A 22,801-nucleotide genomic window follows, 5' to 3' on the forward strand; every position below is an offset into this window, starting at 1 on the left:
CTAATTTTGTGTTTTTAATAATACTTTGAACACAGTCCCCTCTCCTAAATCCTCTCCCCCGACGGGAGAGGACTTTATACTTTTAAACGTCCTTCGACCTCAGGAATGAAGAATAGAAAACCTTATTTAAATAACTATTTGAAAAGTGAAATTTATTGAACCTTAAGCAATATTCTGGGGCCTTTGAAGATTATTGGCCCTCATTTCTTTGGAATAGCTCCTGTCGATTACCAACTTTCAGTTTGCTATAGATATTGGTAATATGCGTCTTGACCGTGCTGATGCTGATAAAGAGCTCGTTGGCAATCTCTTTGTTAGTCTTACCTTGTAGTATCAGATTTTGAATGGTGAGTTCTTGCTTGCTCAAGTCAGGCAAAGCTGGTTGCCTTTTTCTTCTAAAAACTAAAACTGCCCCTAAGCCAACTACTAAAAACCCTAAAATAAAATTAATCGCTCTGCTCCAAGCATATTTCTGTTCGACGACTTCCTGAGTCAAAAATGCCAGTTTTTTTTCGAGAAAAAGATAGTTTTCTGATGGTATTTCGCTTTCTTTCAATTCGTTCAAAAGGGCAAGATAATAGTCCGGGTTCTTGGCGATGTCTTGATCCAACAAATCTTTTTCGTCCAATTGCTGAATCCCAATCAATTTGACCATCAGAATGCGAAGGGAATCTTTGGCATAGCTTTTTAATTGGGAAGCTTCATCATCTTCTACCAATTGCGATTGTAGTAATTCCGTCTCGAAGGCCCGTAGTTTTTTCCATTCCCGGTCGGCAGTATTGGTAGAGGTATAGTCTGCAAAAGGCGTTACGCTTTTTGGAAAATAAATACTATCGTGTTTCGAAAGAATAAAAGTGGAACCATGGGCGATGGTATCTTGAATCGCCTCTTCCATTTGATTGACATACAAGCGGTAGACCGCATCATTATCGGAAAGATGTTTGCGGTCAAAAGAAAACGAACCGTCTTTTTTGATAGGCGACCAAGCCACAGGTTGGGCATATCTTAGATCCTCTAGGTTATCGACATCGAGTTTCGCCAAGTAAACCTTTTGACCTTGCGTTTTATCAGTGTCAATATCGACATAGCCGGAGATGGCGGTTTGGGCATGCATACGACATTGTCCGAATATTAATAAAAGGACGAAAAAACTTCTTGACATTTTTATTTCTTTTGTTTTTAATATATGTTATTTTAAAATTTATTTCCAATAACACGCTTTTAAAAAGAACCATTAAATTCGTATTCACTTAATAATCTTAATTCAAGGAGAATCTATCCATTCTAGGTTTAAAAAATCAGCTTTCTTATTCAATTTTTTTCTAGATGTCTTTGATAAAATATTCTCTGACCATACCCTAGATTCGCTGTCGCCATGTGTATTTAAAGCCTTAGAAAAGTACTTTGAAATTTCAAAAAGCCTACTATCCTTTATAGAAAGTTTCTTCAACAACTCTGTAAGGAGAGCTCCAAGCGGCGTATTGCTCAAATATGGAACGGAATCTTTTAAGAATGCCTCTGGTTTTGTCATTTTATAATATGTAACTGGTCCTGGTTGCCATTTAGCTACAACTTCACCATTATCAATTTTGGGGTTTGGCGACATGGGAGTTCTAGCGGAATACCAAGTTGCTATATCGCTCACACATATAAAATCTAAGCACTCTCTGGGATGCTTAAAGAGTTTAGCATCGCATTCAATCAATTTGTCGCTAACAATTTTTTTAGGTTCTGATCCACTTGCTTTCCATGAATGTGAATGCGCCAGTAGACCATAAATCACTGGACTACAAAGCTCATTCTTCCAATTAATTCTTTTTTTGTGCTTACTTGAATTTTTATGCTCAACGCCATAATAGAACATTTTTAATACTGGGTTTTCTTTAACTTTTTCATACAGGTTTTTAATTTTGACTGAATTTTCAACAGCTTTGTCAATATGACTTGCTTTTAGGGTGTTTTTACACTCGAATTCGGCAACTACACCAGCGGTAAGGAACAATTTTTTATCTAATAAAGCTTTAGGATACCATGGATAGAGAATGACAACATCAACCTGAGGACTGGTTTCGCCTGCTGGATTCATAAGTCTGCCCTTGGTTACGACCTGATAATCAGAAGGAAGCCAGTTTCTAAATATGGATGCCCAATTTTCTTCGCCTTGATCTCCTGCGGTTGCGGCATCTTCTGTAGAACGTTTTTGAATCCTGTCGTATTCGCCTTTCAGTTCTATAGTTAAAGATTGCATAAAATCAACTAGGTCATTACTCTTTTTCATTTCAAAGTATTAATTATGAAATCAATCTTTTAAAGTAAAAAACACTTCTCAAAGTTTTGGATATTTTGAATAGAGTTTATGGTAAATTTATAAAGTCTTGAGTCTAACATTCCGAAACTTGACCATGCCAATTTCGGCCGCTTGAAGCCCAATATACCCTTCTTTTAAATCATCGTTCTCAAGATCCGATACCAGAACACCATTGATCCAAGCTTGAATATGGTTTTTTCACATCGTATTCTATAGGTGTTCCATTTATTCAAAGTCTGTACTTGTGCCAGTGGGGTGGCCCTTGAAACTATGGCACCGGTTCTATCTTTTTGTTCTGGATGTTGATCCCAGATATTGATTTCATAGCAATCGGTATAACTTAGCGCATAATCTTTACAACGGATAAAAATACCCGAATTAATAGTCTCATCAGGATTAAACTCAAGCTCAAGTTCAAAGTCTTCATACGTATCCTTGGTCATTATAAAACCGGTGCCGCGGACCAAACTTCCGATGATTTCTTTGTCGGTAATTTTCCATTCGGCATCGCCCTTTTGTAGCCAATTCGTGCCATTGGGCTGGAATAGGGTTTTTGACCTATCACAAGAAATCAGTAACAAGGAAAACAAAATTAGGTATTGGCAGATTTTTTCCGGTTTCATATCGTTATTTTAGAGGCTGATGTCAAAATATTTATTGTGTACTTAAGGCTTCATAAAAAGATGATTAATATGCTCTCCTATTCCAACTCCAAAAAATTAGCAACATTCTGATAGTAGAATTTAATTAAAATTCTCTCTGTAAGTGCCAGCCCGTGATTCTTTTGACCCCTCAATGAAATTGAATCCGTTGTGCTTAAATAGGTCCAAAGACGGCTGTAGTTCTCATCTAAAGTCTGAGCCTCTGTGGTCAACTCCTCAAGTGACAAACCGGCCTTGGGATTTGAATTACCATAGTCCGTTCCGAAGAAAATTCGATCTTGATATTTTTCAAAAAAAGCGCTGACCTTATCCGAATCTTGACCGACCAAATCGCCAAAACGCGCTGCGGTTTCCACGTACATATTTGGAAACTTATCCAACCGCTCGGCAACCATATCCACATCGTGGGACATACTACCTAAGTGGGCACATAAAATCTTCAAATCAGGATTCTTGGCTATCCAATTATCCCGTGCGGTTATAATAGTCTCATATGAGGGAATCTCAGTGTGCTTATAAGCATGATACTCCGGATGCTCGGAATAATATCCAAAATGGGGATTGTTAGGATCATCCAAAGGTCGCCAAGCTTGAATAGGTTCCCCGATATGGGCCATTACGGGAATATTCCGTGATTTTAGAAAATCCCAAATGGGTTGTAGCCTAACATCATCGATTTGTATGAATGTACCGGAAGCATCTTTCGTGACCATACCGAAGTTTTTCCAGACTTTGACCATACGTGCGCCCTCATTGATTTCTTTTTCCAGACGTGCTATCTGTTTTTCTGCAAAATCAGGTGCATCGATTCCGACGCCTATCAGAGAGGAGCATAGGAAAAAGACATTTGATTGTGTTTTCGCATGGGCTACATATTCACTCCAACTTCTACCTATCCCTTTCGAATCGGCCTTGGAAACATCTACCAAAACACCTTGCATGTTCCATTTTTCGAAAAGACTTGGCATATAATCCCTTTCGTATTTATAGTGTGCATGCACATCGATTTTTTTTAAAGAATGCTGATCTAAAGTAACTGGGGAATCATCTTGGATTTTGTCTTTCTTCTCAGATTTACAAGCAATGCTTACGAAAAGAAATAGAACTATCAATTTTTTTCATTTTAATACGGCTTTGATTATGATGTCTTGAAGTTACTAATTAGCAATGTAAAATCAGATATAGTCTCTAATTTAAGAACGCAAACTTTCATTAAGACTCAAAATTAACGTATCTACGACCTCATCCAAATCCTCCTGCACTTTCGGATCCGTACAATTAATCAAAATAACAAAAACCATTTGCTCCTCAGGATACACAAAAAAGTTGGAATAGCCTCCCACCCCATTACCGATATGTCCATAATAAGGTCTGCCCTTTTGGTCTTGGCTGACTTGCCAACCGAGTCCGTAATAGGTTGGTTTTCCATCGATGAATTGTGAAGTCAAAAATTGAAACCTTGTTTCTTCATTTAAAATTTCACGCTCCAGATAGGCTTGTCCGAATTTGGCAATGTCTTCAGAAGTGGAAAGATAACCGCCACCTGCCAGTTTGTAGAAATTGTTCACGGGGATGGCCTCGCGGAAACCTCCTAGACGGTTTTTGGTGTAGAAAGTTGAAAGTAATTCTTCGTCGAACTCATGGAAGTCTCGACTGCGCTCGACCGGACAGTCAGGGGTAAAAGTATTCCCCATGCCCAAGGGGGTCAACACTTTTTTTTGAACATACTCTTCAAAGGGAATACCACTCACTTCTTCCATCGCCAACGAAATCAGTACCCAATCATAGCTATTGTAGAAATAATCCGTACCAGGTTCAAAGAGCAATGGGTCGTCTTTAAAGATTTTAATGCTTTCTTTGAAGGAATAGGGTTTATTTAGTCCGTATTCGGTGCCGCGATAACCTCGGATTCCAGCGGTATGGCTTGCCAGTTGCCGGATGGTAAAGTCCCATTGCTTTTTGGGAAAGTAATGCACATACTTATAAAAAGATTCATCCAATTCAATTTTGCCTTCCTCGACCATAAATGCAAGAGCAGTAGCCGCAATATTCTTGGAGACACTTGCAATTCGGAAAATAGTCTTTGTAGGATCAACAGGATCTTCTTTTTCGATATCCGCATAGCCATAGCCTTTTTGCAGGATTGTTTTTCCGTCTTTTAAAGCGGTAATCGAAAGTCCGGGGACTTTCTTTTGGTTGACCAAATTTAAAAGTAGCGCGTCGGCTCTTGCCAATCCCTGTAAATCAGGGCTTGGCCCCAACACCCTTTGGAAAGCCGAAAAATTCAATATTTTTTTTAGGATGGGGTTCATCATATTCGTCATTGGGAGCCACGCTTTCCGGGTGGCGCGGCAATCTGTTGCATTTTTACTGAAGTTTTTCTAAAAATAGCTTTGGTATACAAAGTTACAGATCGTTGCGTCGCTTTTAATATTCTGCAACCGTTAAACTTTGGTCAAGTTCCTCGCGAAGACGTCTATCGAAAAATCAATCTTCCCTTATACAACTCTTCAACCTCAACAATTGCAGGTCGGTTTGAACTCACTACATCACCGTTGCCACGAATCACACCTCGAACGGATACCTGCGGCTCGATAAACATGTCATTACTTCCTCGATGATCTACAATCACGTTTTGGGCAGTTAGGTTTTGGGCCTCGATTCGCGAGTCTCCGGCCGCTATAATCAGGCTGATATTTTCGGCAGCCCCCTTAATTTAAAATAGGCAATTCCGTTGGCAACGACCGATACACTCTGGGCATTGAGTTCCAAATCAAATTCACCATCCGTAGTTTCGGACTCGGGATCCAAAAACTCTCTGAAAAAAGCTCAAGGTTCGGATAGGCCAAAACCCCATCGCTTATAATTGCTTCCCCCGTACTGCTTCTGATTTCGGTAATGTTCGGGGCGGTCACATACACCTTTGTCAATCCGTATTCACGGAATAGGTTACAGCCATTTTCGTTGCGCAAAATCAATCTATCGCCTTCCACAATTGCAATTACTTCTTCAAATAAAAACTCCCCTGCTTCGATTTCGACCTTTTGGGTGTCGCCCTGTTTCACAGTCAGACCGACTTTTTCGAAGACCGTGATTTTTGAAAAATCGGGAACGGGAACTTCTCTACGAATGATTTCTCCTGAATTTTGGAGGCAGTCTGGGGCGGAGTCGGTGTTGCAGGAAGTAGCGAAGAATAAGATAAGCAACGAAAGTTTTGGTATCAAAACACCATCTGATTTTCCTGGAGCAACCCCTCCGCCTATCGGCACCTCCTCTTGAAAAAAGGGGAGGGCCCATTTCAAAAACCTTTCTACAAAACTCATAACGCCGAATTCATAACTCATAACTTTAAAACCTAATCCCCACCCCGAACTCAACAGCTTCCGCAGCCGCGGCGTGGGACTTTAACGTAATAGCGCCATACATTTTTTTTCCAAAATAACGTTTCATGCCTATACGATTATAAAGCCTTCCCTCAAAATCGAAAGGATAATACACATAGTATCCTAATTGAGCGATTACACTTAATTTATTGATAAAAAGTTCATGGCCCACAAATACCCCAACGCGTTTGTAATCATCATCTTCTTGAACTCCGTATTCGGGGAACGAGATGGCTTGATATCGAATCAATTCCTTTAAAAAATTGGAAAAAAGAAATCTGCGCCTAGTTGTATGGCACTTTTTCGACCTAAACGTTTATCGGCATAGCCCGAAAAAATATAAAAAGGATGTTGCCCCAGACCAATGATATCACTTTCATTGATACCCGTTCTAAATGCAAGGTTGTACCGTATGGGCTCCGTTACTTTTTCTCTATCGGGAGTGATGATATATTCCCGAGATAATCCACCATCTAAATCATAGGTCAATCCTGCATTGAGGGCAAACGTATTCGTTGATGTGTTCGGTGCCCTTACATTGGCGTTCGAATAGTGAATGACCGAAATACCGGCTTTAAAACCCAATCCCTTTAGAATATTTTCGCGATGAAAGTTCAACATCAAATAGGTCGAACTCATTATATCGGAACCATATGCATTGTTGCGAAAGTTATCATTTTTATCGTACGGGTTTGTCGTATAGGATATGCCCTGTCCTGCTCTAAGTTGGAGGTTTCTCTTTAAAAAGTAAAAATTATAGTGGGCAAAGATTCCAAAATTCTTCCCTAAGGTCTCGTTGTGCATGTTTTGATACACAAAAGAATACCCGAAATCGGGATAATTGTATAATTCTTCCCAGTCCTCTTCTCCATAGGTTTTCCGATTAAACCCAAGGATAAAGCCAGAAGGATGTTCACTGATCAAATGTGATATATCGGGATTGTGCAATAAAATGGAACCATAGAAGGTACTTGCATCCAACACGTATCTTTTTTTAATCTCCCCATCTTGGGAGAAACAAAAGAAAGCCCATAGAAAGGAGGGAAGAAACAGACTTGGCCTCATGGAGGGTAAAGGTAAGTACGATTATTTAAATATGAGTTGTGAATTACAAGGTACGAGGTACTATTTTAAAAATTCCAAATCACAAATTCCAAATTCCAAGGAAAACTTGAAACCTAAAAAACCTCTTTCGCGATGGCTTGGATATTGTCCGATTTTCCCATGGAATAATAATGGAGCACAGAAACGCCTGCCTCCTTCAATTCCTTTGATTGTTGGATGCCCCATTCGATGCCTACTTGACGAACGGCCTTGTTGTCTTTACAGGCATCCACGGCATCGATAAGATCTTGCGGAAGATCGATTCGGAAAACCTGAGGGAGTAGCTGTAAATGTCGCTTAACCGCAATCGGTTTGATTCCTGGAATTATGGGCACATCGATTCCCATTTCTTTCGCCGCATCCACGAATTCAAAAAACTTTTTATTATCAAAGAACATTTGGGTCACCACATAATCGGCACCTGCCTCTACTTTTTCTTTTAGTCGTATAAGGTCAGACTTCAAGGATGGAGCCTCCAAATGCTTTTCAGGATAGCCCGCAACGCCGATACAAAAATTGGCACAATCATCGGTTTCGATAACTTCATGCAGGTACTGTCCGCAATTTAGATCATGTATCTGTTTCACCAAACTTATGGCATACGGATGCCCGCCTTTGGTAGGCTCAAAATATTTTTCCTCACGCATAGCATCCCCGCGAAGGGCCATAACATTTTGAATGCCCAAATAATGGCAATCTACAAGAAGGTATTCGGTCTCTTCCTTGGTAAATCCGCCACAAAGCACATGTGGCACGGTATCGACATCATATTTATGCTTGATCGAAGCGCAGATGCCAACCGTACCCGGGCGCATTCTTGTCAATTTTTTATCAAGTAAGCCATCTCGATCGATGTAAACATACTCTTCCCGTGAAGTGGTGACATCAATAAATGGAGGTTTGAATTCCATCAGAGGATCTATGTTATCATACAGTTCCTGTATGTTCCGCCCTTTTACTGGAGGTATTATTTCAAAGGAAAACAATGTTTTTCCGTTGGCTTCTTTTATATGGTCAGTTACTTTCATTCTTTAAATAAATTAGTCATCCGCAATGTTCGGTGCCAGCCATTTTAAGGCCTTCTCCATCGAAATCCCTTTTCGCTCTGCATAATTCTTTACCTGATCTTCCTTTATTTTTCCTAATCCGAAATAGCGGGCTTCGGGATTACCGAAATAATACCCTGAAACGGATGCTGCGGGCCACATTGCCAAGCTCTCCGTCAATTTTACTCTTATTTTTTTCTCAACATCAAGTATTTCCCAAATTGTCAATTTTTCCAAATGATCCGGACAAGCGGGATACCCCGGTGCAGGACGAATACCTTTATATGATTCATTAATCAAATCTTCATTGCTCAAATCTTCGTTCGCAGCATACCCCCAATGTTTCGTTCGGACTTCTTTGTGCAAATATTCGGCAAAAGCTTCTGCCAAACGATCTGCCAAAGCTTTTATCATTATCGAACTATAATCGTCTAAATCCTTTTCATATTGGGCCGCCAATTCCGCCGTTCCAAAACCTGTAGTGACACAAAAACAGCCGATATAGTCTTGCTTTCCACTTTCTTTTGGAGATATAAAATCGGATAATGCATAATCAGGCACACCTTCCCTGCGCTGTAATTGTTGACGGAGGGTTCTGAAGACATATGTCTTGTTAACTTCCTCTTCGCCAGCCGCCCCTCGAATGCGCTCGGGATGACATTCTAACTCAATATCATCATCATTAACAGTATTGGCAGGAAATAATCCGAATATGCCTTTTGCCATTAATTTTTTTCTTCCAAAACCTTTTTCAACATCGTTTGGGCATCTGCGAACAATTCTGTCGCTTGATCACCCACAATATCGTCTTTCAAGATATCCGGATATTTCCCATGCAGTTCCCAGCTTCTGAAAAAAGGTGTCCAATCAATAAAATCGACCAGTTTTTCCAAATTCAAATCTTCGATAACTTGAATGCCAAGTTCATTGGGCTTGACTATTTCCGAGCTATTCCAATCGATCTTGAACTTATTTTTTCGGGCGGCTTCGATAGTTTTATATTCCTTTTGAACAGAACGTTTCAAGAACTTATCCCGAAAGACATCATAATCTTCCTTAATGGATTTCTTATAGCTGTCGGAGGAGTCTTTTTGCAAGAGGTCCCCGACCACCGTAACCGCTCGGGAGGCATCATTCACATGAACCACGGCCTGACTGTACTGCGGGTCTATCTTAACCGCCGTATGCGCCTTACTGGTCGTTGCACCCCCTATCAATAGTGGCACCTTAAAATTCTGCCGTTCCATTTCTTTGGCCAGGTGCACCATTTCGTCAAGCGAAGGGGTAATCAATCCGCTTAATCCGATAATGTCCACATTATGCTCAATGGCTTGTGCTATAATTTTTTCAGGCGGAACCATGACGCCCAAATCGACAATTTCATAATTATTGCAGGCAAGCACTACGCCTACGATATTCTTGCCGATATCATGAACGTCTCCCTTAACCGTTGCCATCAGTATTTTTCCGGCGCCATCGGAATCGCCTTCCTGCGGATTAAGCAATTTTTCCTCTTCAATATAGGGGAGCAAATGCGCCACCGCTTTCTTCATTACACGAGCTGACTTTACAACCTGGGGCAAAAACATTTTTCCACTCCCGAAAAGGTCGCCAACGACATTCATTCCCGTCATCAAATGACCTTCGATGACCTCGATGGGTTTGTCGGAAGCTTGTCGTGCTTCCTCAACATCCTCAACAATATATTGGTCAATACCTTTGACCAAAGCACGGGTAATTCGATCTTGTAAAAGTTCTTCGCGCCAAGACAGATCGACCTTGCTTTCCTTGGCCTTACCGACCACAGATTCGGCAAAATCGAGCAATCTTTCCGTAGCATCATCACGGCGATTGAGCATGACATCTTCAACACGCTCCAACAAATCTTTTGGAATATCGTCGTAGACCTCCAACATCGTCGGATTGACGATACCCATGTTCATTCCAGCCTTAATCGCATGGTACAAAAAGACAGAATGCATAGCTTCCCGAACAGGATTATTTCCCCGAAAAGAAAATGAAACATTGCTGACCCCACCACTTACACTTGCATATGGAAGGTTTTCACGTACCCATTTCGTTGCGTTGATAAAATCAAGTGCATTCAATTTATGCTCATCCATTCCCGTAGCGACGGGAAAAATATTCAGGTCAAAAATGATATCCTCGGGACGAAAACCAACTTTGTTAACTAAAATATCATACGAACGTTTGGAAATTTCGAGACGACGTTCATAATTATCGGCTTGCCCTACCTCATCAAAGGCCATAACTATGACTGCGGCACCATATCGCTTTATAAGTTTGGCATGATGGATAAATTCTTCTTCGCCTTCCTTTAAACTAATGGAATTCACGACACATTTGCCCTGTACTACTTGAAGTCCAGCTTCAATAATCTCCCATTTAGAACTATCTATCATTATGGGCACTCGTGAAATATCGGGTTCTGCAATCACCAAATTCAAAAACTTGACCATGGCTTCCTTGCCATCGATCAAACCATCATCCATATTGATGTCGATAATCTGCGCACCGCCTTCGACTTGGTCACGGGCAACATCTAGCGCTTCTTCGAACTTCTCTTCTTTGATCAGTCTCAAAAACTTCTTTGAGCCGGCTACATTGGTACGTTCGCCTACATTGATGAAATTGCTTTCTGGGGTGACGACGAGTGGTTCCAAGCCACTTAACTTTAAATATTTTGGTTTAGTTTCCTCCATCTATTCACTTTCAACCATTAAAGACCGTGGGTCGTATTGTTGTACTAAATCGGCTATGGCCGAAATATGCTCAGGTGTCGTTCCACAACATCCACCAACGATATTGACCAAACCTTTTTCGACATATTCTTTTATCTGCTCCGTCATTTTTTCGGGAGATTCATCGTATTCTCCAAAAGCATTTGGTAAACCTGCATTGGGGTGAGCCGAAATAAAGTGTTCCGATCTTTTGGATATCACTTCCAAATGAGGAACCAATTGGTTCGCACCCAAAGCACAATTGAATCCGACGGAAAGAATCGGAATATGCGATATTGAAATCAAGAAAGCTTCCGCCGTTTGTCCTGATAAGGTTCTGCCGGAAGCATCGGTAATTGTACCACTGACCATAATCGGCACATCGATATTTCGTTCTTCCTTGACCTCTTCAATAGCAAAAAGTGCGGCTTTGGCGTTTAATGTATCAAAAATGGTTTCTACCAAAAGAATATCCGCTCCACCATCGAGCAATGCCTCGACCTGTTGTTTGTAGGCGATGCGTAATTCATCGAAGGAAATCGCACGGAATCCCGGATCGTTCACGTCGGGAGACATACTGGCCGTTTTGTTGGTTGGGCCGATACTTCCCGCAACAAATCTTGGTTTCTGTGGTTCCCTTGCAGTGAATTCATCAGCAACTTTTTTCGCTATTCTGGCGGATTCGTAGTTGAGTTCGTAGACCAAATCCTCCATATGATAATCTGCCATGGCGATGGTCGTTCCGGAAAAGGTATTTGTTTCGACGATATCCGCTCCAGCAGCAAAATACTTCCGATGGACTTCGGCAATGGCCTCTGGCTGGGTTAATGACAAGAGATCATTGTTCCCCTGTAAGGGATGTTCCCAATCCTTAAAGCGGTCTCCACGAAAATCCTCTTCCTGAAATTTATAGCGCTGGAGCATCGTGCCCATGGCACCGTCCAAAACTAAAATCCTTTCTTTAAGTATCGCTTTAATGTCTATCATATATCAATGTAATTCGCCATCCATATACATTTAACCTTTGCCCATAGGGCAAACGTAGTGTATTGTAGTATCGTATATCAGGAACGGGAAAAGGTAAGACCAATGTCTTTTGTTATCTGCCGAGATACTGAAACCTGTTCAGCTCGCAGTAGAATGTAGCACCTTCTTTTGGCAAAGGGTTGCTAAGGCTTCATAGGGTCTAATCCCTCCACCTTTCTTGATAACGAATACAACTTGCGAATGAACTGACTGCAAAGTAACGCCACAGGGTAATCAAAAGCAAGAAAAGTCCAGGGTTTTTACAAGTTCTGGAATGAAAAACCAAATAAATGGAAACCTCCTGCCAATGAGAAGACAGGAGGCTTCGAGCCAATTAAAACTAACACAAATATTAAGCAATACTTCGCACAACTTCCTTTTTTGCTTCTTTCTTGCTACCATCAAAGCCTTCTACCCCGCCTACCGTGGTATATTTCATGACATATCGTTTTCCCGGATTGATGATTTGGTAGGCGTATTGACACATAACAGCCGCTTCGTGAAAACCGGACAATATCAACTTCAATTTGCCTTCATAGGTATTGACATCTCCAATGGCAAACACCCCGGGAATATTAGTCTGATAATCTTTTGCATTATTGACTTTGATCGCATTTTTTTCGATTTCCAATCCCCAATTACCTATAGGGCCCAATTTTGGGGAAAGACCGAAAAGAGGGATGAAATTGTCTACCTCCAAATACGTTTCGCCCTTTTCAGAATCATTCTGTTTTATGACAACGGCTTCTAAATGTTCGTCGCCATATAATTTTCGGACTTCGGCCTCCGTATAGAGTTTTATTTTGTCCAACTTCGCGAGTTCGGATGCTTTTTCTACGGAATCCAATGCACCACGGAATTCATTTCTTCGATGTACCAAAGAAACTTCAGCAGCTACATCGGCCAAGAAAATCGCCCAGTCCAAAGCGGAATCCCCGCCACCGGCAATGACTACTTTCTTATCGCGATAGACTTCAGGGTCTTTAATGATATATGCGACACCTCTATCTTCAAATTCTTGAATGTTTTCAATAGGAGGTTTTCTCGGTTCGAACGAACCCAATCCGCCAGCTATAACAACAACCGGAGCTTGATGTTGTGTTCCTTTATTGGTCGTAACTATGTAAGAACCATCATCTTGTTTGTCCAATGTTTCGGCTCGTTCGCCCAATGTGAATCCCGGTTCGAAGGGTTTTATTTGATCCATTAGGTTATCGACCAGATCACCGGCCAAGATTTCCGTAAAAGCCGGAATATCATATATCGGTTTCTTCGGATAGATTTCTGAACATTGTCCGCCATAGGTTGCGGCAGCGCATCTATCAAATGGCATTTCAATTTCAATAATCCGGCCTCGAAGACCGTGAATAATCCGGTTGGGCCTGCGCCTATGATTAGTATATCTGTTTTTATCATCTGTTTTTATCATCTGTTTTTATCATCTGTTTTTATCATCTGTTTTTAGTATTAAGTAATTAGTAAAAAATATTAAGTAGAAGTTGCCCTATGTCTGAAAAACTTATTGCTTTACACTTCTTACTTTCTACTAGTTTTATCATTTTTTACACTTTTTCGACCAATTTTTGCGTGATTTCATTCATTTTCTCCACTTTTTGCTCAAAATTTCCCTTTATTGTTTTTCTATAATCGTTAAGATTTTTTAGCATTTGGTTGATATCTTCCGGAATGACATCTTCGAAAAATTGACGTAAGCGTTTTGCTGTAGTCGGAGATTGTCCGTTCGTGGAAATCGCGATTTTTACATTTCCCTTTGTGACGATTCCCCCCATATAAAAATCACAATACGGAGGATTGTCGGCGACGTTGACTAGAATATTCAGTTTACGACAGTGTTTATAAATTTGAATGTTTACCTCTGGAACATCTGTGGTAGCTATGACCATATGTTTGCCATATAAGTAATTCGCATTATACTCGTCTACTATCAATTCGACATGATATTTGGCGGCCAATTCCTTTGTGGCGTTTCTGAACATAGGAGAAACCATAGTCACTTTCGCATCTGGACTCGACTTCGTCAAGAACGTTAGTTTTTCTTCAGCCACATTACCCCCTCCCACAATCAGAATATGAAGGTTCGAGGTTTTCAAAAAAATCGGATATAGGTTATTTCTTTCCATTAAAAACACTATTTATGGTCATTCCCGCCCTTCGGCTCCGCTCAGGATAAACTCCGTTGGGAATTTTTTTAAGGTTTGGTTTATGCTTTAGCGGCTTGGGCTTTCAATCTCTCCGTCTTCCCGCCAAAAAGGGCGAGAATCCACCTCTCCTCATCTGAGGGGAGGAGCCAATACCATTTTCATCATTTATATTTCTCACACTTTTTCTAGTTCGCAGTATTGTTCTTGAATCTCCAATATTTGCGCTCGATGCCGCACTACCTCGCCAATAATTATTATTGCCGGATTCGCCAATTCTTGCTTTTCTACTTCACACGCTATGGAATCGATGGTGCCAACTCCGACTTTTTCGTTTTCTCTTGTACCATTCTGAATAATCGCAATGGGAGTTTCCGATTTTCCTTCTTTTTTGAAAAGTTCAACGATTTGAGGAAGTTTTGACATTCCCATTAAAATGATCACCGTAGCGCTTGACTTGGCGGCCAGTCGCACATCATTTGACAATTTATGTTCTTTTGTAGTACCCGTAATTACCCAAAAACTCTCTGCTGAACCTCGCTTCGTAACCGGAATGTTTTGAGCCGCTGGCACGGAGAGACAAGATGAAATTCCCGGAACCATCGCGACTTCCAATCCATGCTGAGCAACATATTCCATTTCTTCTGAACCCCGTCCGAATACAAAGGGGTCTCCTCCTTTTAATCGCACTACATGTCCATGACTTTTTGCACGGCTAACAATCAACTCATTGATCTGTTCTTGTTGGTAAGAAAAGCACCCCCGGCGTTTCCCCACGAAAATTAATTCTGCCTGAGGTGCATACTCCAATAATTCCGTGTCGACCAAAGCATCGTATAAAACTACATCAGCATTCTGCAAGGCCTTTATGGCCTTCAGCGTAATAAGCTCTACGTCGCCTGGGCCTGCCCCTACTACGGTCAATTTTCCCAACCCCGGTTTCGGCTTCGCTCAGCCTCCGAGATATATTCTGAATATTTCACTATCTCTTTCATCTTTCTATACCTCTGCTAATTCCATTTTTCTGAAGGATTCTACTTTCTGTAACAATGCTTTTGCATCTTCTAAATAGCTTTTGGTAAAATCTTCAGTGGGTTCATTTTTGTTCAATTGTAATACCAAATCTTCAAATCCGCCTGCGATGGCAATTCTTCCTGCTGCAACAAACTTTTCATCAAAATCTTTAATGATGCTCGAATGGGTATTGACTTTCGTTTTTTCTGCGGTCAATAATGCCTTGGCCGAGTTGACCATCGAAGAATACGAATGATAGATGCTTGCTGCCCATTTTCCTTCATTAAAAGTTTCCTGGGCATTTTGGATTTTCTCTTGACTTTCAAGTAATAGCGTAGCAATCAAGTCAATTACAACTCCCGCGCATTCGCCAATACCGATTTCCTTTTTATATTTTTCAATAGTACCCCAATCGATAAAATCTTCTTGCGTCAAGTCTTCGATATCGGTCAAAGGCTTTAGAAAGTCGTAGAAATAGTGCTCTCCCTTTTCTGCATAATAATCCGCAAAAGGTTTTCCCTTTCCATTGGTCTCAAAATCATTCAAGATCAAACGCAGCGCCTCCGGACCTCTTTTACTTGGTATTTTTACAACCTTGTCTGCAAAACGGCCGTTTCCATTTCCATCGTTTCCACCACCTAATAAAACCTGAAGTGCTGGTGCAACCAATTTATCTTTTGTTCGGATGCTCATCCCTTGAAAACCGATGTTCGCCATATTGTGCTGCCCACAGGCGTTCATGCAACCACTAATTTTTATGACCACATCAGGATTGCTAATATATTGGGGGTATTCAGCTTTAATCAACCGTTCCAATTCCTCGGCAATTCCCGTGCTACTTGCAATTCCTAAATTACAAGTATCCGTACCCGGACAGGCCGTAATGTCCAATGCCTTATTATAACCCGCTTCTACAAAGCCCAACTTTTCGAGTTTCTGATAAAAGAAAGGAATCAGTTCTTCCTTGATATATGGAATCAAAATGTTCTGCCTCAATGATAATCGGATTTCCCCGCGGCATAATTCTGTACTAAATCCGCCAATAATCTTGCCTTACCCGTATAGAAATCTCCTAGCAAAACTTTAATACCTATAGCAACAAAACCTTCCTGTTTTTGAGAAACTATATTTGTAGACTTCCATTTCTCGAAAGCCAGTTTATCTTTGATTTCGGCATTTGAGATTTCTGTCTCCGCTACCTGGATCTTCGGATAGCTTTTGGCATCAATAGACCATGTTTGATATGGGATTGCCTTTTTCTCCTCCTCAAGTAAGGATTTGAATCCGTCAAGGCCAATATCTTTCAACAAAAATTTCATCCGCGCCTTGGCCCTACTTTTTCGTTCACCGTAGCGATCAAAAACACGAATTACACCATCCATTAAAGGGATAATTTTATCCGAAGGAAGAAATTCAAACAGCACTTCGGCATGGCGCGGTTGCGAACCCAATCCGCCACCGAGCATTACTTTGAATCCGCGAACGCCATCTTCTATTTTGGCAATAAACCCAAGATCGTGCATGTATGAAAGTCCGGTATCGGCATCGCTTGCAGAAAAGGAAACTTTGAACTTTCTGCCCATTTCTTGACTGATAGGATTACGAAGAAAATATCGAAACAATGCCTCGGCATAAGGCGAAACATCAAAAGGCTCATCAATATCAATTCCTGCGGTTTCACTTGCCGTTACATTTCGTACTGTATTTCCGCATGCCTCACGAAGGGTAACTTCGTCTTTTTCCAACTGCGCCCAAAGCTCGGGAGTTCTATCCAAATCGACATAGTGGATTTGAATATCCTGTCGCGTGGTGATATGCAAACGCCCAGTGGAAAACTCATCCGAGACATCACAAATACCATGCAATTGCTGCGAAGTCACTTTACCATACGGCAATTTGATGCGAATCATTTGAACACCTTGTTGTCGCTGACCGTAAACGCCACGTGCCAAACGAAGACTTCGGAATTTTTCCTCATCCAGTTTCCCATTATGGAACTCGTTTATCTTACGTTCCAACTCGAGAATATCTTTCTCAACTATCGGGTTCTCTATTTCAGTTCTAAAACTTTGCATTTTTCTTATTAAGAGTCAGGAATCTACATACTAGAACCAAGACTATTATTTTTCTTATTTTCCTATGGGGTAAATAGGTTATATATTTTCAGCATTCCGCAAAACACCCCTAAGGTCCCCTCAAGGGGACAATCATTTAATGAACTTTTTAATTGATGAAACCGGCCCCTACTGTGCTATTCGTTTGGGTGTCTATCAAAATAAAAGAGCCGTTGGTTCTATGATTTTTGAACTTATCATAAAAAATAGGTTTGTTCAATTTAAAGGTTACCTGGGCAATATCGTTCATGCCAAGTCCATTTACATTTTCTTCGATCCCTGAATAATCAGGATTTATTTTATGATGGATGTTGTCCACTTTCGCCAACACTTTGTTCACGCCGTGTTGGACCACATATTTTTTACCGGTGGTTAAATTATCGGAATCCATCCAAGAAATTGTGGCGATAAATTGCTTTTCAATAGTTGGCAAATCACCCGCTTTTACTAACATATCCCCCCTACTTAGGTTGATTTCATCCTCCAGGGTTATGGTTACCGACGAACGTCTTGCAGCCGTCTGATACTTTTGATCGTAAAAATAGATTTCCTTGATTTTCGACCTTGTTTGTGATGGCAGTGCAACGACCTCATCACCCACACTCAATTCACCCCCATAAACCTTTCCTGCAAATCCCCGGAAATCATGGTGCTCATCCGTCTTGGGACGGATAACATATTGTACCGGGAAACGTGGCGTACCTACGTTGGACACCGCAGCCAAATCCAAACCTTCTAAATGTTCGAGCAATGTTTCGCCTTTGTACCAAGGTGTATTCTCAGACCGGTTGACTACATTATCGCCCTTTAAGGCACTCACGGGAATAAACGTGATTTTCTGATCTTCGTAATCGCGCTTGCCCATCAATTCCGTAAAATCGGCTTTGATTTCATTATATCTATCCTCCGAAAAGTCGACCAGGTCCATTTTATTGATGGCAACAACAACCTCTTTGATACGTAACAAATTGTTGATGAAAAAGTGCCGGTTCGTCTGCTCGATGACTCCTTTTCGCGCATCAATCAAAATTATCGCAGCTTGGCTCGTTGAAGCGCCAGTAACCATATTTCGTGTGTACTCGACATGGCCTGGGGTATCGGCAATGATATAACTTTTGGTAGATGTGGAGAAATAGATATGGGCTACATCAATAGTTATTCCCTGCTCACGTTCTGCAACGAGTCCGTCCGTCGCCAATGAGAAATCCAAATAATCGTACCCGTTTTTCTTACTAGTCTTTTCGATGGCCTCCAACTTATCGGTAGTCAACGATTTTGTATCATATAGCAGTCTGCCGATCAAGGTACTTTTACCGTCGTCTACACTACCAGCTGTTGCTATTTTTAGTACTTCCATTTGTTTTAGTAATATAAAAATTAACTAGTATGCAATATCACGCAACAGTCTTAAACTGTTCGCTTTATACTGCCTACACTCTATTAAAAGTATCCTTGTTGTTTTCTTTTTTCCATGGCCGCTTCTGAACGCTTATCATCGATTCGCGCACCTCTTTCGGAAATTGTGGAATCGCGTATTTCTTGAACCACGGATTCGATATCCGTGGCCTCGGAAAACACTGCCGCGGTACAGCTCATATCGCCTACGGTTCTAAATCGGACCATTCTTTCCAAAACTTCTTCATCTTCTTCTTGAAAGACATAGTCAGAATGTGACCAAATTAGCCCATCCCTTAAAAACACTTTTCGCTTGTGAGCAAAATAGATGGACGGGATTTCAATATTTTCTTTTTCGATAAAGGACCAAACATCTAACTCGGTCCAATTCGATATTGGAAAAACGCGGACGTTCTGCCCCAATTCGATTTGACCGTTCAACATATCAAAGAGTTCAGGACGTTGATTTCTTTCGTCCCATTGACCGAAATCATCGCGTACCGAAAAAATGCGTTCCTTGGCGCGGGCTTTTTCCTCATCTCGCCTTGCTCCACCGATACAGGCATCGAATTTGAATTCTTCGATGGCATCTAAAAGTGTTGTGGTTTGAAGGGAATTTCTGCTCGAATATTTCCCGGATTCTTCCTTTACTTTTCCTTGGTCGATGGAATCTTGAACATTTCGAACGATTAGTTCGAGACCTAGTTCCTCAACCAATCTATCACGGAATTCAATAGTTTCCGGAAAATTATGCCCTGTATCGATATGCATTAAAGGAAACGGAATCTTGGCCGGCCAAAAGGCTTTTTGCGCCAATCGAACCAGCGTGATGGAATCCTTTCCTCCGGAAAACAACAGAACCGGTTTTTCAAACTGAGCGGCCACTTCCCGAAAGATGTAGATGGCTTCATTTTCTAATGCATTTATGTGTGCAGTACTGCTATTCATTTGAATTACGTTTTATGAGTGTAAACCACATTCCCGATTTTCCAGTACTTTGGTTGGGTCGAAATAGGTATGTTCGTTGGGTAGATTTCGTTCCCGTAAATAGGCATCCAGTTGGGTGTCTGACCAATGATAAAATGGACTTACCTTTAAAACCCCGTCCTTGCTCAGACTCAAAATATCCAATGAATCACGCAAAGCCGTTTGTCCCTTTCTAAGGTTCGTAAACCAAACATCAGGTTTATGTGCATCCATTGCTCTTCTGAAAGGCTCTAATTTCACCTGTTCCGTAAACTCGACATGTCTAGGGTCGTCAATCTGTGGAATACCCATGATGGTATCGCGATATGCGGTCGTTTGCTTGGGCACATACAGGTGAATATTTAATTGCAACCGTTGAATCAAATCATCGGCATGTTTGTAGGTATTCGGAGTATTATACCCTGTATCACACCAAATCACCGAAATGTCTTTTTTCCCTTCGACGACGGCATTAAGTATCGCTACTTCATATGGACGAAAATTGGTCGTGACCACCGGATCTCCCGCACGTTTGATAGCCCAAGAAATGATTTCTTCGGGTGGAATACCCTTAAATTGAATGTTCAGCTTTGTAATTTGTTCTTGTGTAAAGGCCATAGTACTCTGTTATTTTCCCCAGTTTATTCTATTCCACAATCGCTCGTGAAAGAAGTAAAGGAACATCTTGGTTATGAAATCTATCGATGCAATAGAGGCCGCTATAGCTACCTTGCCTGTAAGCAGATAGGATATCAATAAGGTATCCAAAGTGCCGATAACCCTCCAACTTACCGCTTTGGCCACACTGCGCATGGGTCGCTCTGATTTCTTATCGGAAACATATCGCGTCTTAATCTCTTTTTTGCTTAAAACAAACTGATCTACAATCATGAACTCAACTTAATCTAATTATCCTATCTATTTAATAGAGTGAACAAACATATAACAAAATTATTGTTTCGGAATACTGTTTTAGGATAAATTTATAATTATCCTATAGATTTAATAGATTATTAAAATTTTGAATGATAAATTAATGTTTATTCATGAATGTTTTGAAAATAGAAGAAGATTGAAAAGATTTCCTTCTGCTGGCCTTCAGGATTCAAAGGAGTAAAAAATCAGATGACCAGATCAGCGAGGGTATTGTTTCGGTACACCGCTAGATTGGCATCCCTGACTTTTAGCATCAACTTATTGACGGAACACGTATTTTCATCGGGGCAGTCATCGCATTTTTCGTAAAAATTCAAACTGACGCAGGGCACCATGGCAATTGGGCCTTCCAAAATTCGCATCACATCGGTCATCAAGATTTCATTGGCATTCTTAATCAGGTAGTAGCCCCCACCCTTTCCTTTTTTTGAACCTAGGAATCCGGTTTTTCTTAATGACAATAGAATGCTTTCCAAAAACTTTTGTGAAATGTTCTCATGCTTTGCAATTTCGGCAATCTGAACCGGAGTGTTATCTTTTTGTGAAGCCAAATAGGTCAAGGCCTTCAAGCCGTATTTTGTCTTTTTGGAGAGCATGTTGCTAAGATAATGAAAAAGCGTGGGCGGTATACAATTGGTAATAAGTGGAATTAACCCAACGCCTGCCGAATATCCCCAATAATATCATCGATATGCTCCAACCCAACTGAAACACGGACCATACCATCGGTAACACCCGTTTCGGCTCTTTCTTCGACTGTCAACTTGCTATGCGTAGTTGAAGCAGGGTGCGTTACAATACTTCGCGAATCGCCCAAATTTGCGGAAAGGGATAACATTTTTATGGAATCGAAGAATTTTTGTCCGGCTTCAATTCCACCTTTGATTTCAAAGGCAACCACACAGCCTCCGGCCTTCATCTGTTTTTTGGCTATATCATATTTGGGATGTGATTGCAAAAATGGATATCTGACCCAATTCACTTTTTCATGACCTTCCAAAAATTCCGCAAGTTTTAACGCATTTTCGCAATGACGGTCTACACGAATAGCCAAAGTCTCCAAGCTTTTTGATAGGACCCAGGCATTGAATGGAGATAGCGAAGGGCCCGAAATTCTTGAAAATCTATAAATTTTGTCGATAAGAACTGCATTGCCTACTGTCATTCCGGCTAAAACCCGTCCTTGCCCGTCCATTAATTTGGTTCCGGAATGAATGACCAAGTCGGCACCGAATTTTAAGGGTTGTTGCAGATATGGGGAAGCGAAGCAGTTGTCCACAATATAAATGAGATTGTGCTTCTTGGCAATTGCGCCAAGTACTTCCAAATCCACAACATCTACCCCGGGATTTGTGGGCGATTCCGCAAAAATTATTTTTGTGTTCGCCTGAATACGATTTTCAACGGTATCAAGTTCATCTATCTTGAAATAGGTATGCGAAATATTCCATTTTGGGAAAATATTGTTGAACAACGAATGGGTGGAGCCAAAGATATTTCGAGCCGAAAGAATATGATCCCCACTGTCAAGCAATGCTGCAAAAGTCGAAAACACGGCCGCCATACCAGAAGCAAAGGCAAAACCGGCCTCGGCTCCTTCCATTTGGCATACTTTTTCAATAAACTCCGATGAATTCGGATTGGAATATCGTGAATAGACATTTCGGTCTTTTTCTTCGGCAAAGGATGCACGCATATCCTCGGCATCCTCGAAGACAAAACTTGAGGTCAGGTACATGGGTACTGAATGCTCCAGATTTTCTGTTCGTTTGAGTTGCGTTCGTATGGCGTTGGTTTCAAATTGCTTTTTCATATTTATCGTCATTCCCGTGAAGGCAGGAATTTTTTAAAACTTTCTTAATTCTAAAAACTTTCTTTTGTTTTCTGGGGAGTCTGAGTGTTCCTAAAACATCCCCCTTACTCCCCCTTCAAAGGGGGAATTTCTTT

At 41.0% G+C, this 22,801-nt stretch carries 16 protein-coding genes, 5 pseudogenes and 1 riboswitch; all 21 genes and pseudogenes read right to left on the reverse strand.

Annotated features, from left to right (window positions below; all coding sequences use genetic code 11):
- Positions 1-190 precede the first annotated feature (190 nt).
- Entirely contained in the window at positions 191-1,162 is a 972-nt protein-coding gene (locus N8A86_RS03985) for a helix-turn-helix domain-containing protein (RefSeq protein WP_273567890.1), read from the reverse strand.
- 102 nt (positions 1,163-1,264) lie between these two features.
- Positions 1,265-2,278 carry a DUF6602 domain-containing protein gene (locus N8A86_RS03990; protein WP_273567891.1) on the reverse strand — a complete coding sequence of 338 codons (1,014 nt, stop codon included), beginning with the start codon at positions 2,276-2,278 and terminating at the stop codon, positions 1,265-1,267.
- Positions 2,279-2,365: 87 nt separating this feature from the next.
- Positions 2,366-2,931, reverse strand: a pseudogene (locus tag N8A86_RS03995) (3-keto-disaccharide hydrolase).
- Between the two features lie 77 nt (positions 2,932-3,008).
- The gene (locus N8A86_RS04000; RefSeq protein ID WP_273567892.1) at positions 3,009-4,082 is read right to left on the reverse strand and encodes an amidohydrolase family protein; all 1,074 of its coding nucleotides are present in this window, start codon (positions 4,080-4,082) and stop codon (positions 3,009-3,011) included.
- Between the two features lie 81 nt (positions 4,083-4,163).
- The gene (locus tag N8A86_RS04005) at positions 4,164-5,285 is read right to left on the reverse strand and encodes a serine hydrolase domain-containing protein (RefSeq protein WP_273567893.1); all 1,122 of its coding nucleotides are present in this window, start codon (positions 5,283-5,285) and stop codon (positions 4,164-4,166) included.
- 161 nt (positions 5,286-5,446) lie between these two features.
- Positions 5,447-5,686 carry a GIN domain-containing protein gene (locus tag N8A86_RS04010; RefSeq protein WP_337251798.1) on the reverse strand — a complete coding sequence of 80 codons (240 nt, stop codon included), beginning with the start codon at positions 5,684-5,686 and terminating at the stop codon, positions 5,447-5,449.
- On the reverse strand, positions 5,682-6,293 hold the full coding sequence (locus tag N8A86_RS04015) for a GIN domain-containing protein (RefSeq protein WP_273567894.1): 612 nt from the start codon (positions 6,291-6,293) through the stop codon (positions 5,682-5,684). Before N8A86_RS04015 ends, N8A86_RS04010 begins: the two co-directional genes overlap by 5 nt.
- Before the next feature lie 25 nt (positions 6,294-6,318).
- Positions 6,319-7,418, reverse strand: a pseudogene (locus tag N8A86_RS04020) (acyloxyacyl hydrolase).
- A gap of 113 nt (positions 7,419-7,531) precedes the next feature.
- Positions 7,532-8,485: a methylenetetrahydrofolate reductase [NAD(P)H] gene (gene metF, locus N8A86_RS04025; RefSeq protein WP_273567895.1), complete on the reverse strand. Its 954-nt coding sequence runs from the start codon at positions 8,483-8,485 to the stop codon at positions 7,532-7,534.
- Positions 8,486-8,497: 12 nt separating this feature from the next.
- A pseudogene (gene metH / locus N8A86_RS04030) lies at positions 8,498-11,226 on the reverse strand (methionine synthase).
- Positions 11,227-12,231: a homocysteine S-methyltransferase family protein gene (locus N8A86_RS04035; RefSeq protein WP_273567896.1), complete on the reverse strand. Its 1,005-nt coding sequence runs from the start codon at positions 12,229-12,231 to the stop codon at positions 11,227-11,229. It abuts the pseudogene before it with no gap.
- 109 nt (positions 12,232-12,340) lie between these two features.
- Positions 12,341-12,458: riboswitch (SAM riboswitch) on the reverse strand.
- A gap of 164 nt (positions 12,459-12,622) precedes the next feature.
- Positions 12,623-13,686 (reverse strand): annotated as a pseudogene (locus tag N8A86_RS04040) (NAD(P)/FAD-dependent oxidoreductase).
- A gap of 146 nt (positions 13,687-13,832) precedes the next feature.
- Complete coding sequence (locus tag N8A86_RS04045; protein WP_273567897.1) at positions 13,833-14,411, reverse strand: precorrin-2 dehydrogenase/sirohydrochlorin ferrochelatase family protein; 579 nt, start codon at positions 14,409-14,411, stop codon at positions 13,833-13,835.
- A gap of 195 nt (positions 14,412-14,606) precedes the next feature.
- Positions 14,607-15,362, reverse strand: coding sequence for a uroporphyrinogen-III C-methyltransferase (cobA, locus tag N8A86_RS04050; RefSeq protein ID WP_273567898.1), 756 nt, complete (start codon positions 15,360-15,362; stop codon positions 14,607-14,609).
- 66 nt (positions 15,363-15,428) lie between these two features.
- A pseudogene (locus tag N8A86_RS04055) lies at positions 15,429-17,518 on the reverse strand (HEPN domain-containing protein).
- Positions 17,519-17,666: 148 nt separating this feature from the next.
- A complete protein-coding gene (locus N8A86_RS04060; protein ID WP_273567899.1) occupies positions 17,667-18,914 on the reverse strand; it encodes a sulfate adenylyltransferase subunit 1 in 1,248 nt (415 codons plus the stop codon).
- 83 nt (positions 18,915-18,997) lie between these two features.
- Positions 18,998-19,900 carry a sulfate adenylyltransferase subunit CysD gene (gene cysD, locus N8A86_RS04065; protein WP_273567900.1) on the reverse strand — a complete coding sequence of 301 codons (903 nt, stop codon included), beginning with the start codon at positions 19,898-19,900 and terminating at the stop codon, positions 18,998-19,000.
- Positions 19,901-19,912: 12 nt separating this feature from the next.
- On the reverse strand, positions 19,913-20,536 hold the full coding sequence (locus N8A86_RS04070; RefSeq protein ID WP_273567901.1) for a phosphoadenosine phosphosulfate reductase domain-containing protein: 624 nt from the start codon (positions 20,534-20,536) through the stop codon (positions 19,913-19,915).
- Between the two features lie 9 nt (positions 20,537-20,545).
- On the reverse strand, positions 20,546-20,809 hold the full coding sequence (locus N8A86_RS04075; RefSeq protein WP_273567902.1) for a DUF2061 domain-containing protein: 264 nt from the start codon (positions 20,807-20,809) through the stop codon (positions 20,546-20,548).
- A gap of 230 nt (positions 20,810-21,039) precedes the next feature.
- The gene (locus N8A86_RS04080; RefSeq protein WP_273567903.1) at positions 21,040-21,450 is read right to left on the reverse strand and encodes an RrF2 family transcriptional regulator; all 411 of its coding nucleotides are present in this window, start codon (positions 21,448-21,450) and stop codon (positions 21,040-21,042) included.
- 53 nt (positions 21,451-21,503) lie between these two features.
- Positions 21,504-22,667, reverse strand: a complete 1,164-nt coding sequence (locus N8A86_RS04085; RefSeq protein WP_273567904.1) for a trans-sulfuration enzyme family protein — start codon at positions 22,665-22,667, stop codon at positions 21,504-21,506.
- Between the last annotated feature and the right edge of the window lie 134 nt (positions 22,668-22,801).

The sequence above is a fragment of the Maribacter halichondriae genome (assembly GCF_027474825.1).
Classification (GTDB): Bacteria; Bacteroidota; Bacteroidia; order Flavobacteriales; family Flavobacteriaceae; genus Meishania; species Meishania halichondriae.

What these genes read in the sequence shown, in the direction of transcription:
- N8A86_RS04075 (WP_273567902.1), bottom strand. Translation starts at nt 20,809, where the DNA reads ATGATTGTAGATCAGTTTGTTTTAAGCAAAAAAGAGATTAAGACGCGA.
- N8A86_RS04035 (WP_273567896.1), bottom strand. Translation starts at nt 12,231, where the DNA reads ATGATAGACATTAAAGCGATACTTAAAGAAAGGATTTTAGTTTTGGAC.
- metF (WP_273567895.1), bottom strand. Translation starts at nt 8,485, where the DNA reads ATGAAAGTAACTGACCATATAAAAGAAGCCAACGGAAAAACATTGTTT.
- N8A86_RS04085 (WP_273567904.1), bottom strand. Translation starts at nt 22,667, where the DNA reads ATGAAAAAGCAATTTGAAACCAACGCCATACGAACGCAACTCAAACGA.
- N8A86_RS04070 (WP_273567901.1), bottom strand. Translation starts at nt 20,536, where the DNA reads ATGGCCTTTACACAAGAACAAATTACAAAGCTGAACATTCAATTTAAG.
- N8A86_RS04015 (WP_273567894.1), bottom strand. Translation starts at nt 6,293, where the DNA reads ATGAGTTTTGTAGAAAGGTTTTTGAAATGGGCCCTCCCCTTTTTTCAA.
- N8A86_RS04045 (WP_273567897.1), bottom strand. Translation starts at nt 14,411, where the DNA reads ATGGAAAGAAATAACCTATATCCGATTTTTTTGAAAACCTCGAACCTT.
- N8A86_RS03990 (WP_273567891.1), bottom strand. Translation starts at nt 2,278, where the DNA reads ATGAAAAAGAGTAATGACCTAGTTGATTTTATGCAATCTTTAACTATA.
- N8A86_RS04005 (WP_273567893.1), bottom strand. Translation starts at nt 5,285, where the DNA reads ATGATGAACCCCATCCTAAAAAAAATATTGAATTTTTCGGCTTTCCAA.
- N8A86_RS03985 (WP_273567890.1), bottom strand. Translation starts at nt 1,162, where the DNA reads ATGTCAAGAAGTTTTTTCGTCCTTTTATTAATATTCGGACAATGTCGT.
- N8A86_RS04060 (WP_273567899.1), bottom strand. Translation starts at nt 18,914, where the DNA reads ATGGAAGTACTAAAAATAGCAACAGCTGGTAGTGTAGACGACGGTAAA.
- cysD (WP_273567900.1), bottom strand. Translation starts at nt 19,900, where the DNA reads ATGAATAGCAGTACTGCACACATAAATGCATTAGAAAATGAAGCCATC.
- N8A86_RS04080 (WP_273567903.1), bottom strand. Translation starts at nt 21,450, where the DNA reads ATGCTCTCCAAAAAGACAAAATACGGCTTGAAGGCCTTGACCTATTTG.